Raw genomic sequence first — 15,593 nt, 5'->3', positions numbered from 1 at the left:
GTATCTTCCAGCTAAAAAAATAATTAAAAACAGAGTGATCAGCATATTGGTCACTCTTGTTATTTTCTATACTTTTGTACAATGCGTTTTTTTAAGATCATAGCAGTAGTAATTGTCTTGTTAATTGGAGCTTATGCAGCCTCCATGTATTATTTTGTGGACGAAAGCAAAGATTTCAAAATAGAAAAAGAGATCGATTATCCTTTGGAAAAAGTCTTTTTGCAGTTCAATAACCTGCAGCATTTTACAAGATGGAACAATTTCTTTACAAGTTCCCAATCTATTGATATCGATTATTATACGCCGTATGAAGGACAGGGAAGTTCCATCAGCTATGTAGACCCTAAAAACGATACGGATGGCGAAATGTTTATCCGTTACGAAAACCCGAATAAATCTCTAAGGTATCAGCTTTTTGAAGAAAAAAATGAAAGCCCGACTGTCGTCGACGTTAAATTTAAAGCATTATCCGCTGAAAAAACCAAAATTACATGGGTAGTTCATACGCCTAAACTTTCTGTTTTAAGAAGGGTTGAAAATTTCTGGACCGAAGACCGCTTTGCCGAAAACATCAACAAAAGTATGACAAATCTTAAAAATGTTTTAGGCAATAAAGTGGAAAAAGACAATCAGATGGCTTCAATAAAATACGATAGTCTGATGATTGAAAATGAAGAAGAAAAATTATTGCTGGGAATAAACGTAAGTACTTCCAACAAAAAAGATGCGCTTTACAAGAATATTGTAATGAATTATAACAAGATTTACAATTACACCACAATGGATCTGGGCAAAAAAGAAGATGAATTCGGTTTCCCGATGCTCATTACGGATGCAGACAATTACAAAGACAAAGAAGTATCCTATTTTCTGGGGATTCCTCTGTCTAAAAAATTTGGGGTTACAGATAATAACTTCAGTTTCAGAACGATTAGTCCGACCCAGAATTATGTGATGTACTACAAAGGAAACTATGCCGGAAGAGTAAAGGCTATACAACAATTAATCCAGAAAGCCAAGAAAGACGAGATGCGTTTTAATGATATTCGTCAGACTTTTATAGAACGACCTTTAGAAGATCAGGATGTAAATATGAAGCTCTCATTATCAGTATTTAAGTAAATTCTGCAGATTTATTTCTTTTATAGTTTTTTTAATACTTTAAAGGCTGTTCAGAATCGGTTTTTTTTATTAAATTTGAAGCTTAATTCTACAAACAAATTTTAATAACAGATAAACTGTAATAATGGACAGATTTTCATTCCTAAACGCAGCTCATTCTCAGTTAATTGAGGATTTATACCAACAGTACTTAAAATATCCCGATTCTTTAGAACCATCATGGAAAGCCTTCTTTCAGGGTTTCGATTTTGCTTTGGAGAACTACGGAGACGATGATAACGTTCAATATGTTCAGGCTCCTGCAGTTTCAGCACCTGTTGTTCAGCAGGCAACTCAGGCAGCAACAAACGGAGAAGTTCCGGAACACATCAAAAAAGAATTCAAGGTAGTAAACCTTATTGAGGCGTACAGGACGAGAGGACATTTGTTTACCAAAACAAATCCTGTAAGAGAAAGAAGACATTATACGCCGACTTTGGACATCGAAAACTTCGGTCTGGATAAGTCAGATTTAAATACAAAATTCAACTGTGCGGTTGAAACAGGAATGAAAGGTCCTGCAACACTACAGGATCTCATCACCCACTTAGAAAACATTTACTGTGATTCTATCGGTGTAGAATACATGCACATCAACAATGTTGAAGAAAAAGATTTCATCAAGCAGTGGCTTCAGGTAAATGAAAACCACCCGAATCTTTCAGCCAACGAAAAAACGGAGATTTTATTAAAATTAAATCAGGCGGTAGCGTTTGAAAATTATCTTCACACCAAATTTGTAGGGCAGAAAAGATTCTCATTGGAAGGTGGTGAAACTTTAATTCCTGCTTTGGATCAGTTGATCTCAAGATCTTCTCAGTTGGGCGTAGATGAAGTGGTTTTAGGAATGGCGCACAGAGGAAGATTAAATGTTTTAACCAATATTTTCGGTAAATCTTACAAGCAGATTTTCTCAGAATTTGAAGGAAAAGAATTTGAAGAAGATGTATTCTCAGGAGACGTAAAATATCACTTAGGTTCATCCAAAAAAATCAAAACAGCTTCAGGAGAAGAAGTTTCTATTAATCTAACACCAAACCCGTCTCACCTTGAAACGGTTGCAGCCCTTGTAGAAGGAATCTGCCGTGCAAAAGTGGACGATAAATACAAAGATTATTCTAAAGTTTTACCGATCATTATTCATGGTGACGGAGCGATTGCGGGGCAAGGTATTGCTTACGAAGTTGCGCAGATGATGACTCTAGACGGTTATAAAACAGGAGGTACGGTTCATATCGTGGTAAACAACCAGGTTTCGTTTACAACAAACTATATGGATGCGAGATCTTCTACATACTGTACAGACGTTGCTAAAGTTACAGAATCTCCTGTAATGCACGTAAATGCAGATGATGCAGAAGCAGTGGTTCATGCAATCCATTTTGCGGCTGATTTCAGAGCGAAGTTTGGAAAAGATGTGTATATCGATTTGTTAGGATACAGAAAATATGGTCATAACGAAGGAGATGAACCAAGATTTACACAGCCTAATTTGTATAAAACAATTTCAAAGCACCCGAATCCGAGAGAAATTTATAAAGATAAATTACTGAAAGATAACGTAACATCCAACGATGTGATCGCTAAAATGGAAACAGAATTCAAAGCACTTTTAGATAAAGACTTTGATGCCTCCAAAGAAATTGAAAAGAACGTAATGGATGTTTTCATGGCAGATGACTGGACGAATTATCCGATTGGAAAAAGAGGAGCAGTTCAGGAACCTGTTGATACAAAATATGATCTTGAAAAGCTGAAAGAACTGGCTGTTAAAATGTCTACACTTCCGGCAGACAAAAAGTTCTTAAATAAAATTACAAGACTTTTCGAAAACAGATTAAAAGCAATTGAAGGAAACTCTTTAGACTGGGCTCTTGGAGAATGGCTGGCTTATGCAACGCTTCTTGTTGAAGGTCACAATGTAAGAATCTCCGGAGAAGATGTGGAAAGAGGAACATTCTCTCACAGACACGCAGTGGTAAAAACGGAAGATACGGAAGAAGAATACATCCCTTTAAGACAGGTTTCTGAAAGCAGATTTGATGTATTCAACTCTCACCTTTCCGAGTACGGAGTTCTTGGTTTTGATTACGGTTATGCCATGGCTTCTCCTAATACTTTAACGATTTGGGAAGCGCAGTTCGGAGATTTCGTGAACGGTGCGCAAATTATCGTAGACCAGTATCTTGCTGCAGCAGAAGAAAAATGGAAAATTCAGGACGGTTTGGTGATGTTATTGCCTCACGGTTCAGAAGGACAGGGAGCAGAACACTCTTCAGCAAGACTGGAAAGATTTTTAACCCTTTGTGCGAATGAAAACATGGTGGTTGCAAACATTACTTCTCCTGCTAACTATTTCCACCTGTTAAGAAGGCAGTTGAAATGGGCATTCAGAAAGCCATTAATTGTAATGAGTCCGAAATCATTGTTAAGACATCCGAAAGTGGTTTCTCCGCTTGAAGATTTCGCTAACGGAGGTTTCCAGCCGGTTTTAGACGATCCTTCTGCAGATCCTAAAAAAGTAGAAAAATTAGTACTTTGTTCAGGTAAATTATACTTCGAATTATTAGCTAAAAAAGAAGAATTAAACGCTGAAAATATTGCACTGGTAAGATTCGAGCAGTTATATCCGCTTCAGACAGATGCTATAGAAGCAATCTTCGAAAAATATTCAAACAGAAAAGAATTGGTTTGGGCTCAGGAAGAACCTGAAAATATGGGAGCTTGGTCTTATATCCTAAGAAACTTCAGAGAAACAGGAATTAATGTTATTGCTCCGGTTCCAAGTGGTGCTCCGGCTCCGGGAAGTCACAAAATGTTTGAGAAAAACCAGAATGCAGTAATCAACAGAGTATTCGACAGAAACGATGCTCCGGTAAAAAGACCTGTAACCGCTTAATAAAAAATAATAATCAATAAAAAAATAAAAAATACGATATGTCAGTTTTAGAAATGAAAGTTCCTTCACCGGGCGAATCAATTACAGAAGTTGAAATCGCAACTTGGCTTGTAAAAGATGGTGATTATGTAGAAAAAGATCAACCCATCGCTGAAGTAGATTCAGATAAAGCTACTCTTGAATTGCCTGCTGAACAAAGTGGTGTAATCACTCTGAAAGCTGAAGAAGGTGACGTTGTACAAGTAGGACAGGTGGTTTGTTTAATCGATATGGATGCTGCAAAACCTTCAGGAAGCGCTGCTCCTGCTGCTGAAGCTCCAAAACAGGAAGAAGCTCCTAAAGCGGCTGAACCTGCTAAACAGGAAGCTCCGGCTCCACAACCTGCTGCTCAGCCGGTAGCTGCTGCAACGCAGACTTACGCAACAGGTGCTCCTTCTCCTGCGGCTAAAAAAATTCTTGACGAAAAAGGAATGGATGCTTCACAGGTTTCAGGAAGCGGAAGAGACGGAAGAATTACTAAATCAGACGCTGAACTGGCTGCAGTTCCTGCATTGGGAGGAAACCCTGTGACTGCTACAGGTTCCAGATCTACAACTACGACTAAACTTTCAGTTCTTAGAAGAAAAATCGCTCAGAGATTAGTTTCTGTAAAGAATGAAACGGCAATGTTAACGACTTTCAATGAAGTTGACATGTCTGAAATCTTCAGATTAAGAAAATTATATAAAGAAGAATTTGCTCAGAGACACGGAGTAGGACTTGGTTTCATGTCTTTCTTTACAAAAGCGGTAACAAGAGCTTTACAGATGTATCCTGATGTAAACGCATCCATCGACGGAGATTTCAAAGTAAACTACGATTTCTGCGATATTTCAATTGCGGTTTCAGGTCCGAAAGGATTAATGGTTCCTGTATTGAGAAATGCTGAAAATATGTCTTTTGCAAGCGTTGAAGCCAACATCAAAGATTTAGCTACTAAAGTAAGAGACGGAAAGATCACTGTTGACGAAATGACAGGCGGAACATTTACCATTACCAACGGTGGAACTTTCGGATCTATGATGTCTACACCTATCATTAACCCTCCTCAATCTGCAATCTTAGGAATGCACAACATTATCCAAAGACCGGTTGCGGTTGACGGACAGGTGGTAATTCGTCCGATGATGTACGTTGCGATGTCTTATGACCACAGAATTATCGACGGAAAAGAGTCTGTAGGATTCTTAGTTGCAGTAAAAGAAGCAATCGACAATCCGGTTGGTATCTTAATGAACGGAGACGAAAGAAAGGGTCTTGGATTATAATTATTGATAAAAATTATAGTATAAATATAAATCTCGCCTCAAAAAGGCGAGATTTTTGTATCTCTTGTAATAAATACTAAGATGATGTTTTCTAAAATGACCTCCAATATCAAAGTTTCAGTAATACCTGAATATGATAGCAAAAACAGTTATCCGTCCGAAAACAGACACGTTTTTAAATACAACATCGTTATTGAAAACGAAGGAAGTTTTCCGATAAAAATTCTTAAAAGAAAATGGCTGATCTTCGACGTAGGCTTCGGATATACAGAGATCATCGGGGATGGCGTAATCGGCTTGACTCCTGAGATTCCTACAGGCGAAAATTTCGCTTATTTCTCCAATGTGATGCTTCGTTCCGGAGTGGGAAATATGAGCGGAAAATACCTTGTAAAAAATATGGAAACGCAGGAAAGCTTTGAAATTGATATTCCTAAATTCAATCTTTTATCAGAAGTTTTAAGCAATTAAAATTCCAAAATCTGGAAATTAAATTCTGTATTCTGGAATTTGGCTGTTTTAATTCGAAAAAATAGCAAAAAGATTAAAGTTTTTTTATTTTTAATTTCATCAGATCATTCACCTCTTCATTGCTTGTGAGAAACAGTTTTTCAAAAGCCAGTAAAGATATTTTAGCACAAACCTCTGCATCGTCACCCGCTCTGTGATGGTTAAAACTTATCTGGTGGTATTCAGCAAGATGTTTTAATCCATATCTAGGAAGATAATTCCATGATTTTTTGGCTAATTGAATACTGCACAGGTAGTTGAGTTTTGGAGTAAACATTCCATAATGATTCAGACATCCGCGAAGTACACCTGTGTCAAATCCTGCGTTATGGGCAATCATTAACGTTCCGTACATCATTTCCTCCACTTCATACCAGATTTCATCGAAAGTAGGAGCGTCTTTTACATCATCCGGAAGAATACCGTGAACATCCACATTAAAAGGACTGAAATAAGGAAAACTCGGTGGTTTGATGAGCCATGTTTTGGTCTCAATGATTTTTGAATCCTGCACAACACAGATTCCAAGCTCACACGCGGAATTTCGCTCGTGAGTTGCCGTTTCAAAATCTATTGCGCAGAAATCCATAAATAAAGTTTATAGTTTTAAGTTAAGGGTTTAAATTTTCTTTTTATCCCCTAAAAAATGTTTGAAAACAAGCCATTTGGCTTGGTAATAATCTGTTTTCTGATGTTTCTGACGGCGTTTTAAAGTTCCGGGAATCTGTGCGTAAAATCCGAAATGTCCTCTTAAAACTGCCCAAAAATGGGAAATTCCATTTTTATAGGCAAAATAAAATGAGGCAGCTCCGTCAAGGCACAATCTGAAAAAAATCAGCCAGATTAATTTTGGAAAAGGCAGATTCTTCAGTAACATCGAAAAGTTATTTCGGATATTTAAAAAAGTTTTCTGTGCACTCTGCTTGTTTAAAGTTCCTCCGCCAACATGATATATTTTTGATTTTCCGGTGTAAAAAACTTTCTTTCCCGAATTAATCAGTCTCCAGCAAAGATCAATTTCTTCCTGATGTGCAAAAAACCGTTCATCAAAACCTTTCTGCTCCCAAAAATCTTTGCTTCGAATAAATAAACAGCATCCGGAAGCCCAGAAAATTTCCGTTTCATCATCATACTGCCCTTTATCTTCTTCCAGATCATCAAAAACTCTTCCTCTGCAATACGGATAACCTAAATTATCGATTAATCCGCCTCCTGCACCCGCAAATTCGAAGTAGTTTTTATTGTTGTAGGAAAGAATCTTAGGCTGAACCGCGGCAATGGAAGAATCTTTTTCAAAAAGTTCCAAAACAGGATCGATCCAGTTTTCGGTAACCTCCACATCGGAATTCAGAAGACAGTACAATTCATTTTTAATTTCTTTTAAACCTTCATTGTAGCCTCCTGCAAAGCCGTAATTTTTATTGTTTTTAATAATCTGTACTGAAGGAAAATTCTTTTGAAGAAAATCGACAGAATCATCGGTGGAAAGATTATCAATTACATAAATATCAGCATTTTGGGAAAACTGAACCACATTGGGAAGAAATTTTTCCAGCCAGCTTTTCCCGTTCCAGTTTAAAATAACGACTGCTAATTTTTTCGACATGAGAAATTAAATTTTTTCTGAATCAAAAGTTTTTATAGAATCCTGATATTTCCATTTTCTGTGCGACCAAAGATAGTTATCGGGTCTTTTATTCAAAGTGTTTTCCAATAGTCTATGGAATTTTTTCACCACTTCATTTTCCACAAATTTTTCTCCGTCCGGATAAATTCGGTGATAATTAACCTGATAATAACCGCGTTTTACCTTCTTCATTTCACAGTAAATGAACGCCAGATCCATTCTTGTTGCCAATTTATCATAACCAATGAAAACCGGAGTTCTCTGGTTTAAAAATTCTAAACCGTAATTAACGTGGGAAAAGTGGGGAGTCTGGTCTGCCACAAACATATAAGCAGAACTGCCTTTGCTTTTAGATCTGAAAATGTGCATGATCACTTCATTCGCTTCCAGTGCTTCATTCCCGAATTTATTACGGACTTTTTTCATCTGGTTTTCCCAGAAATCACTGTTCACTTTTCGGTAAACAGGATGACAGTGATCCTGCGGAATTACTTTAGCAAGCGCATTGATCCATTCCCAGTTGAAAACATGTCCCGCAAGCATAATCACATTTTTTCCTTCCGCTTTTGCCTCATGAAAAACTTCCTGATTGATGTGCTGCATTCTTACCCGAGATTCTGTTTCGGAAATACTGAAAGATTTTACTGTTTCTACAAGATAATCGGAAAAGTTGAGATAGAATTTCTTCCGGATCTCTGCAATTTCTTCATCCGTTTTTTTTGGAAAAGAATTCTTCAGGTTTTGGGTAATTACATTTTTTCTGTAGCCGACGATATAATGATTCAGAAAGAAAATAATGTCTGAAAATACATACAAAACTTTCAGCGGAAGTTTGGAAATCAGATATAATATTTTGATAAGGAAATTCATAAAACATGCAAATTTACGCATAATAAAATTATGGTTCTGTTTTTGCTTACAAATAGTATTATTTTTTTATTTTTAACGTATGAAAAAATTATCATTAATCGCATTTCTGGGTTTAAGTTCCATTGCTTTCTCACAGAATACCAATACCGTAAGACAGGAAGTTAAAAGTGGTTCAGAAGAAAAATCGTTATTGGTAAAGACAGATCATGCCGAACTGGATGCCAAGAAAAAAGCGGCAGAAGAGAAGGCAAAGCTTCCAAAACCTTATGATCCGAAAGCGGATGCAGAAAAAGATATACAGAATCTTATTGCAAAAGCGAAAAATGAGAAGAAAAATATCATGATTCAGGCAGGAGGAAACTGGTGCATCTGGTGTTTAAGATTCAACCAGTATGTACAGACTACTCCGGAACTGAAAAAATTAGTGGACGACAATTATCTATATTACCACCTGAATTATTCTCCGGAAAATAAAAACGAAAAGATATTTGCCAAATATGGCGATCCGGGAACGAAATTCGGATATCCGGTTTTCATCGTTCTGGATCAGAATGGTAAAATGATCCACGTTCAGCAAAGCGACGTTTTAGAGGAAGGAAAAGGATACAGCCTTGAAAAAGTAAAAGAGTTTTTCAACGTCTGGTCTCCAAAATCATAGTCATAACCGGGAATTTCTCCCGGTTTCTTTGAGTCTGTTTAAACTTTTTATTTAACCGCAAAAGGTACAAAAGATGAACTAAACTTTTATTTAAAGCTGATCATTATAAATGAAAAAGTTCACAATAGTTTTTAAAAATCTTTGATTTTTATTATTTTGAGCGCTTTGAATAGTATTGAAATTTGCTTTAACATTGCCTTTTGTGTCTTTTGTGGTTAATTCTGAAATTAGTTTAAACAGGTTTCTTATTTAAATAATATTCCTTACCACAATTTTCACCGGATGATACAGTAAAATAATCACTGCGGTAATTAAAGCCAGCCAGAACAATCCTGTAAAAATTTCCATATTGGAAAGCAGAATTGCCTGAGAATTTATTTTTGACTTAAAAATTCCGGCAGTGACAGACAAAGAGTCATTAACCGGAAGTTTCGAAATGCTATTTCCAAAAACCTGATTCCATTGCGACGCGAAAATCGGGTTTGTGCTTACAAATTCCGAGCTTAAAGAATCGGAATGTTTTAGCGTTAAAAAAAGCATCAGATTCTGCATCAACGCATAGCCGATTGCTGTGGTCCAGAATCTTGTGGCAGTTCCTACTGCGGTCGCATTGGAAACGTACTGTTCCGGCATTCCTGCGATTAAGAAGAATACAAGCGGAGTAAAAAGCAAGCCTTGTCCTACTCCCTGAAGAAACAAGGGCGGACAAATCGTCTGAAGCGTTGTATCCGGATAAAAAGTATAGGTAAACCATGCGCTGTCTATGGCTAAAATTAAAAATCCGGTAAAAAATACAAGCCTTGAAGATGCCCCTTTTGTGATGCACAAAGCAGACAGGAAAACGCCCAGAAGACTTCCTGCAACATTCCAGTACTGAACTTCCACAATATAATCCCACTGCCATTTCCAGACAACAGCCATCACGCTGTACACATTATTGATGGAAGCTCTGAGAATATAAAAGATGAAGAAAAGAATAACCCCTACAATTACATTTTTCGAGCTGAAAACTTCAAAATGAAAAAACGGGCGCGGCTGATTTCTCTGTTTCAGCATAAATAATCCTCCAAAAATCAGGAACAGTAAAAAACAGAATACAATACTATCAGATTCAAACCACATCAGTCTTTTTCCATAGATCAGCGCGTAACCTCCTGCCTGAAGACATCCCCAAAGCAAAAACCAGCTTGCAATATCCAGCTGATACAAAGGTTTTTTCGGGAAAAATCTGTTTTTATTGAAAATAGCAAAAGCCATTACCAGAACGAAAACGTGAAAATAGACCATCATGAGAATCATGTGGCGGAAGTCGTAGTTTTCTATGCTTGATTTCAGCAGGGAAGTGGTTAATGTTCCGCCTGTAAGAATAATGGTGTACATAAAAAGGTAGGCAATTTCTTTGGCGTGTTTTGTCTTTAACTCAGCCACAATAAGCGGGAGAAATATAGCGCCTTCCAAAACTCCGAAAATTCCTTCCAGAAAACGGATGACAAGAATTATATGATAATCATGCGTAACTGAAAGTCCGTAGAGAATGAGAACGGAAGCGGAAGACATCAGCAAAGTATAGTATTTTACGCTGAAATATGCCATAAAACGCTGTATCACCAAAAGCGTGACCACAAATGTTCCGTACATCAGGATCATTAAATATTGTATGTCATCCGAATCTACATCCATAAAAGACGCGGTAAAAGCACTGTTGGAATGCAAAAGCGACAGCAGCATCAGATGCGGAAAAAGCGCTAGAATAAGAAGCGGAAGTTTCAGCCACTGCGGAACCCATCGATGATAAACTGAATTGTGATGCATGATTAATTGAATAAAAAAAATAAAAATTGCGAAAAGACAGAAAATTGTAAAAAAAGATAAGATGGCAAAATTGTATTCTGCCTTTTCGCTAAAAAATAATTGATTGGTTAATTAAAAATCCAAGAAAAATAAAAAACTCAAATCCTCTCACTATCAAACGCTCAAACCCTGAAACGCTCAAACTCTAAATCTTTTTTGCACTCACCAGAACGTTCATTCCGGAAAGCAATTTTTCATTGTTTTGATTTTTATGGAGAATGATTTTTACTGGAAATCGCTGCTCTATTTTTACAAAATTTCCTGTTGCATTATCCGGCTTTACCAAAGAAAACTGGGAGCCTGAAGCAGGAGAAACCGAAACGATTTTTCCTTTAAATTTCACATTAGGATACGCATCTGCGGTGATAATGACTTCTTTTTGCTGGTCGATTTGTCCCAACTGCGTTTCTTTATAATTGGCAATGATCCATTTTTCTTTGCTTACGATCTGAACCAAAGCCTGACCTTCTTTGATCAACTGTCCTTCCTGAATGGTTTTCTTTCCTACCCAACCGTCGTACGGAGCAGTAACATAGGTATAAGAAAGAAAAAGTTTAGCATTGTTAAGATTGGCAGAACTTTGCTGTACCTGACTTTTTACCGGAGCGATTTTCGTTTTTTGCTCACTAACGCCTGCTTTTACCGCGTTTTTTTGCTGTTCTAAAGCCAATAGACTCGCTTTTGCCTGTTCGTACAAAGCTTTTGCATTTTCAAACTGCTGATCGGTTGCTGCATCTTCATCCACTAAATTTTTATACCGTTTAAAATCCTGTTCGGTTTTCCAGATGTCGATTTTGGCAGAAGCAATTTTTGCATCAATAATTTTAGTGTCACTTTCTTTCGTATTCACTCCGCTTTCGATGGTATTGATGTTATCTGAATTGGCATGGAGACCGGCTTCCGCTATTTTTACCTGATTGATAAATTCGCGGTTGTCGATGATAAGTAAAATGTCGCCTTTATGCACAAACTGGTTTTCATTGAATTTTATTGTCTTTATAAACCCCGAAATTTTGCTGGAAACCGGCGTAATGTACTGTTCGATCTGTGCATCGTTGGTCGTTACATTTTTTCTCGAAAAAATGTAGAAACTCAGCATTCCTGCAATTCCGCTGATGATAAGAATCCACGCCAAAACGCTGATGATTTTATTGATTCTTTTTTCCTTTTGTGTTAATTGTCTCTTCGCCATAGTTTTATAAATTTCCAATCGTGTACTGGAGTTGATAATATTTAAGTTGTCGGTTAATTTTTACGGAAATAAGGTTGGATTGCGCTTCCAGATAGGCATTGTCTGCATCAATGAGTTCGGTGATTAAACTTAGCTTATTCGCATATTTGGTCTTTACGATCCTGTAATTTTCTTTTGCCTGATTAATGGCTTCTTCTGCGATTTTTACCTTTTCTTCCGTTTCTTCGAATTTTTTGAAAGCTTCATACACTTCGTGCCGGATATTTTCTTCGTTTTCTTCGATCTGCAATTGGGCAAGAGTTATATTTTCTTTTGTTTCCTGCATTTTGTATTTGTTTTTATACAGATTTTCGATGGGATAGGTAAGATGGATACCGATCATTCCCAAACGGTACGCATAAGGTTCGGGCGGAAAAAACATCATATTGGGATATTTTAAAAAGTATTCTCCGCCTGCGGTAATTTTCGGTAAATAATTCGCTTTGGTAATTTTCTGATCCAGTTCTTTAAGAGTGAGATTTTTATTGGCAATTTCCACAGATTCGTTTTTATGTAAAGCGGTTTCCGTTAATTCATTGATGTAAGGGATTTCTGCGTTTTCAGAAATTAAATCTTCCGTTTCCACATGCATTTCCTGATTTTCCGGAAGGGAAAGCATCGTTTTCAGCTTGTGTTCTGCAATCTGAATATCGTTATCCAGTTCTGTCCGGCTCATTTTATGGTTAGAGAGCTGTAAATAGGTTCTCAGAACTTCATTTGCCGTAACCACGCCGTTTGCTTTCAGCGCTTTCACTTGTTTGATGTTCACGGAATCTTCTTTCATTTTATCATTAATTAAACCTTGCTGTTCTTTCAAATGATGAATCTGGAGAAAGGCGGTGATAATTTCTATTTTTAGCTGTCTTTCATTCAGATGGGTTTTAAGAGATGAAATTTCAGTATCAATGGCGGCTTTTTTTTCGGTATTTTTAATTTTTCCGCCCATATAAACCGGAATGGAAGCCGAAAGCGTAAAATCGTACATTCCGTTGATAATGTTGTACTTTGTGGCTTTTGCAAACACGCCGTCTTCATGCTGAAAAAGATTGGTGACCTGATTGTAGCTTGTGTGGAATTCTACATCGGGAAGCTTTTCCATTTTCAGATCTTTCTCTCTGGTTTCGGACATATCCTCTTTTAAATGGCTGATTTTTATTTTTTTGTTTTGAATTAATCCGATCTCTATTGCTTTTTGCAGGGTAAGATGTTGATAATCGGTTATCTGTGCCTGTAATAAATTACTCATAAGTAATAGGCACAACGCAAACCACTGATATCTGTTTGCGTATGATATCATTTTCATAAATATAGTTAAGATTTTTTGCTGAATTGTTTTTGACTCTGCAAATTTACGCGGTGCAGCTTCCGACATGATTTGTGAAAACAGAAAAAGATTTGCTCATTTACGCCATATTGAAATTTTCTCTTTACCTTTATTGAATGAACGAAAGTCACTTTAAAGCAGTAGAAGAAGCAGATTCGGAATTTTACGTTTATCATGTGCTTACCGGAAAGGTGAAAACCGAAATCCATTATCACAGTTCGGCTCAGTTGGTGTATGCAGAAGGCGGAATCGTGCATATTTTCACCGATCTGAAACACTGGTATTTACCGGCAAGATGTTTTATGTGGATTCCTGCCGGAACACCGCATTACATTTTTTCTACCAGTCCGAAAGTAGATCTGTATAATTTTTATTTTAAAAAAGAAGAAAATGAAAATGGCTTTTTTGATGAAATTAATATTTATTCGGTAAGTCATCTTCTTCGGGAGATGATTTTGTACACTAAAGACTGGGATGGGAAAATCACAAAGAATGACGGAGTAAAATATGATTTTCTTAAAGCATTAAAAGGAATTTTACCTGAAAAAAGGGATAAGAAACTTGCATTTCCGGTTCAGCATCCTTTTCCGAATGACGAAATGCTTCTGAAGGTGGCACAGTACATTCATGCGAATCTGGAAAAGCCTTTAAGTATAGAATCTACGGCAAAAGAATTCGGGATGAGTACAAGAACGCTTTCCCGAAAGTTTAAAGAAATTCTGGGCATGAATTACGTCCGTTTTTTACGTGCGCTGAGAATTACCCGCTCTCTGGAACTGATGCTGGAAGGGAAGTACAATATGTACGAGATCGCGATGATGGTGGGATACAATAGTTTGTCTTCTTTCAGTAATATTTTTAAAAAGGTAATTGGGGTTGCTCCGACGGATTATCTTCAGAAGCTGAAGGGAGAGGAGTGATTTTGGGTTGGAGAGTTGTAGGGTTTGAGAGTGGTAGAGTTGGAGAGTGTTAGAGTTGGAGAGTGGGAGGGTTTTTGTGTTTTTTCTAAATACTAATGATACAAGTTTTTTCATGAAAATATTAATTAACCTTAATTTATCGCAAAGAAAAACAAAAGAATTTATTTATTTTATTTATTGAAATTTTTTAAGCTAAACAAAGGCACTTCGTTTATTTAAAAAAGACAAAATGGTATTACTTTGATCAATTTTACACCTTTGTATATCTTAAAAGCTGAATTCCTGATAATTGAATCTCTTTGTTTAACCTTGCGTTTAAGAAGACTTATTCCGAACTTAGGATAATTCAATTTCTGCTTCATTCTTTATTTTCAGAGAGGTAAGTGTTGTGAAAACGTATCAGTATTATTGATGAGGGGAATTTTAGCCCCGATTGTAATGAAAATCCTTTTTTGAAAAAAAAGATTGCAATGGAAAGCGGGAAATAGCTCCTGAAAAAATATAGAGATATTCTGTTTGAGGGTAGATTTCTCCTTCGTCGAAATGACAGATGTGTTGATTTGTGAAAGATTGCTTCGTCGCTTCAGAACTGCGTTCGCAGACCTTCAGTCTGTCGTAGGGACGCAAAAAAACCACTTCAGTTGAAGTGGTTTATATGTTGAGAAAATCTCGTCTTGATTAAGCTTCTTCAGAAGATGCTTCTTCTTTTTTAGCAGGAGCTGCTTTCGGAGCTTCAACCGGAGCATCAGATACAACATCGAATTCGTAGTTGTACTCAACGTTTCTGTGAAGTCTAACAAGAGCTGAGAATTTACCAGTTCTCTTGATGGTATTTCCAGGAATTTTGATGTATTTTTTATCTACAGATACCCCTGCTTTTCCTAAAGCTTCAGCAAGATCTGCATTGTTGATAGAACCGAATAATTTATCACCAGTACCAACTTTTGCAGGGATTGTGATAGAAGTTTTCTTTAATTGCTCTACTACAGCGTTTGCAGCAGCAACCAATTTAGCTTCTTCTTCTTTTCTAGCCTCCAAAGTAGCTTCTAAAGCTGCGATGTTTTTAGGAGTAGCTAATAAAGCATACCCTTGAGGAATTAAGAAGTTTCTTGCATAACCAGGCTTTACGCTTACTGTGTCGAATTCAAGACCTAAGTTTTCTACGTCTTTTTTTAGAATAATGTTCATTGTTGTTGTCCGTTTTTGAGTTTGGAGTTCCGGGGTTTATATTCCGG

Annotated in this window: 13 protein-coding genes; 6 read left to right on the top strand and 7 right to left on the bottom strand. The window is 36.9% G+C overall.

Translation table 11 applies throughout. From position 1 onward, the window contains the following. The first annotated feature begins 81 nt into the window (after window positions 1-81). The 4 genes from H6W53_RS02190 (at window position 82) to apaG (ending at window position 5,838) form a co-directional block, all read left to right on the top strand. Complete coding sequence (locus H6W53_RS02190; RefSeq protein ID WP_185204683.1) at window positions 82-1,122, top strand: SRPBCC domain-containing protein; 1,041 nt, start codon at window positions 82-84, stop codon at window positions 1,120-1,122. Between the two features lie 124 nt (window positions 1,123-1,246). Then, the gene (locus H6W53_RS02185; RefSeq protein WP_185204682.1) at window positions 1,247-4,060 is read left to right on the top strand and encodes a 2-oxoglutarate dehydrogenase E1 component; all 2,814 of its coding nucleotides are present in this window, start codon (window positions 1,247-1,249) and stop codon (window positions 4,058-4,060) included. 38 nt (window positions 4,061-4,098) lie between these two features. Next, window positions 4,099-5,367 (top strand): 2-oxoglutarate dehydrogenase complex dihydrolipoyllysine-residue succinyltransferase, encoded by a 1,269-nt coding sequence (gene odhB, locus H6W53_RS02180; protein WP_087710416.1) that lies wholly within the window; start codon window positions 4,099-4,101, stop codon window positions 5,365-5,367. A 96-nt stretch (window positions 5,368-5,463) separates the two neighbouring features. Beyond that, window positions 5,464-5,838, top strand: a complete 375-nt coding sequence (gene apaG, locus H6W53_RS02175) for a Co2+/Mg2+ efflux protein ApaG (RefSeq protein ID WP_228457735.1) — start codon at window positions 5,464-5,466, stop codon at window positions 5,836-5,838. Window positions 5,839-5,911: 73 nt separating this feature from the next. On the opposite strand, the gene H6W53_RS02170 is transcribed toward apaG, so the two are convergent. From H6W53_RS02170 to H6W53_RS02160, 3 genes are read right to left on the bottom strand one after another with little or no spacing between them, the layout of a single operon-like run. Continuing rightward, window positions 5,912-6,466: a 3'-5' exonuclease gene (locus tag H6W53_RS02170; protein WP_185204681.1), complete on the bottom strand. Its 555-nt coding sequence runs from the start codon at window positions 6,464-6,466 to the stop codon at window positions 5,912-5,914. A 30-nt stretch (window positions 6,467-6,496) separates the two neighbouring features. Continuing rightward, window positions 6,497-7,483, bottom strand: coding sequence for a glycosyltransferase family 2 protein (locus tag H6W53_RS02165; protein WP_185204680.1), 987 nt, complete (start codon window positions 7,481-7,483; stop codon window positions 6,497-6,499). Window positions 7,484-7,489: 6 nt separating this feature from the next. Then, a complete protein-coding gene (locus H6W53_RS02160) occupies window positions 7,490-8,374 on the bottom strand; it encodes a lysophospholipid acyltransferase family protein (protein WP_108409177.1) in 885 nt (294 codons plus the stop codon). A 79-nt stretch (window positions 8,375-8,453) separates the two neighbouring features. Here H6W53_RS02160 and H6W53_RS02155 point away from each other — a divergent pair, with 79 nt between their 5' ends. Next, window positions 8,454-9,032, top strand: coding sequence for a thioredoxin family protein (locus H6W53_RS02155; RefSeq protein ID WP_185204679.1), 579 nt, complete (start codon window positions 8,454-8,456; stop codon window positions 9,030-9,032). Window positions 9,033-9,281: 249 nt separating this feature from the next. On the opposite strand, the gene H6W53_RS02150 is transcribed toward H6W53_RS02155, so the two are convergent. The 3 genes from H6W53_RS02150 to H6W53_RS02140 all read right to left on the bottom strand — a co-directional run bounded on the left by H6W53_RS02150 (window position 9,282) and on the right by H6W53_RS02140 (window position 13,360). Further along, window positions 9,282-10,844 (bottom strand): hypothetical protein, encoded by a 1,563-nt coding sequence (locus H6W53_RS02150; protein ID WP_185204678.1) that lies wholly within the window; start codon window positions 10,842-10,844, stop codon window positions 9,282-9,284. A 184-nt stretch (window positions 10,845-11,028) separates the two neighbouring features. Further along, on the bottom strand, window positions 11,029-12,075 hold the full coding sequence (locus tag H6W53_RS02145; protein WP_185204677.1) for an HlyD family secretion protein: 1,047 nt from the start codon (window positions 12,073-12,075) through the stop codon (window positions 11,029-11,031). 4 nt (window positions 12,076-12,079) lie between these two features. Beyond that, the gene (locus H6W53_RS02140) at window positions 12,080-13,360 is read right to left on the bottom strand and encodes a TolC family protein (protein WP_194304434.1); all 1,281 of its coding nucleotides are present in this window, start codon (window positions 13,358-13,360) and stop codon (window positions 12,080-12,082) included. 194 nt (window positions 13,361-13,554) lie between these two features. Between H6W53_RS02140 and H6W53_RS02135 the strand changes: the two genes are divergently transcribed. Further along, entirely contained in the window at window positions 13,555-14,358 is an 804-nt protein-coding gene (locus tag H6W53_RS02135) for a helix-turn-helix domain-containing protein (RefSeq protein ID WP_185204676.1), read from the top strand. A 678-nt stretch (window positions 14,359-15,036) separates the two neighbouring features. Here H6W53_RS02135 and rplI read toward each other — a convergent pair. Continuing rightward, window positions 15,037-15,546, bottom strand: a complete 510-nt coding sequence (gene rplI / locus H6W53_RS02130; protein ID WP_185204675.1) for a 50S ribosomal protein L9 — start codon at window positions 15,544-15,546, stop codon at window positions 15,037-15,039. Between the last annotated feature and the right edge of the window lie 47 nt (window positions 15,547-15,593).

Source organism: Chryseobacterium sp. C3 (assembly GCF_014218905.1).
In the GTDB taxonomy this organism is placed as follows: Bacteria; Bacteroidota; Bacteroidia; order Flavobacteriales; family Weeksellaceae; genus Chryseobacterium; species Chryseobacterium mucoviscidosis.
This window is presented reverse-complemented; position numbering and strand designations above follow the sequence as displayed.

Coding starts and splice junctions, on each gene's coding strand:
- H6W53_RS02190 (WP_185204683.1), top strand. CDS start 82: ATGCGTTTTTTTAAGATCATAGCAGTAGTAATTGTCTTGTTAATTGGA.
- H6W53_RS02185 (WP_185204682.1), top strand. CDS start 1,247: ATGGACAGATTTTCATTCCTAAACGCAGCTCATTCTCAGTTAATTGAG.
- odhB (WP_087710416.1), top strand. CDS start 4,099: ATGTCAGTTTTAGAAATGAAAGTTCCTTCACCGGGCGAATCAATTACA.
- apaG (WP_228457735.1), top strand. CDS start 5,464: ATGACCTCCAATATCAAAGTTTCAGTAATACCTGAATATGATAGCAAA.
- H6W53_RS02170 (WP_185204681.1), bottom strand. CDS start 6,466: ATGGATTTCTGCGCAATAGATTTTGAAACGGCAACTCACGAGCGAAAT.
- H6W53_RS02165 (WP_185204680.1), bottom strand. CDS start 7,483: ATGTCGAAAAAATTAGCAGTCGTTATTTTAAACTGGAACGGGAAAAGC.
- H6W53_RS02160 (WP_108409177.1), bottom strand. CDS start 8,374: ATGAATTTCCTTATCAAAATATTATATCTGATTTCCAAACTTCCGCTG.
- H6W53_RS02155 (WP_185204679.1), top strand. CDS start 8,454: ATGAAAAAATTATCATTAATCGCATTTCTGGGTTTAAGTTCCATTGCT.
- H6W53_RS02150 (WP_185204678.1), bottom strand. CDS start 10,844: ATGCATCACAATTCAGTTTATCATCGATGGGTTCCGCAGTGGCTGAAA.
- H6W53_RS02145 (WP_185204677.1), bottom strand. CDS start 12,075: ATGGCGAAGAGACAATTAACACAAAAGGAAAAAAGAATCAATAAAATC.
- H6W53_RS02140 (WP_194304434.1), bottom strand. CDS start 13,360: ATGAGTAATTTATTACAGGCACAGATAACCGATTATCAACATCTTACC.
- H6W53_RS02135 (WP_185204676.1), top strand. CDS start 13,555: ATGAACGAAAGTCACTTTAAAGCAGTAGAAGAAGCAGATTCGGAATTT.
- rplI (WP_185204675.1), bottom strand. CDS start 15,546: ATGAACATTATTCTAAAAAAAGACGTAGAAAACTTAGGTCTTGAATTC.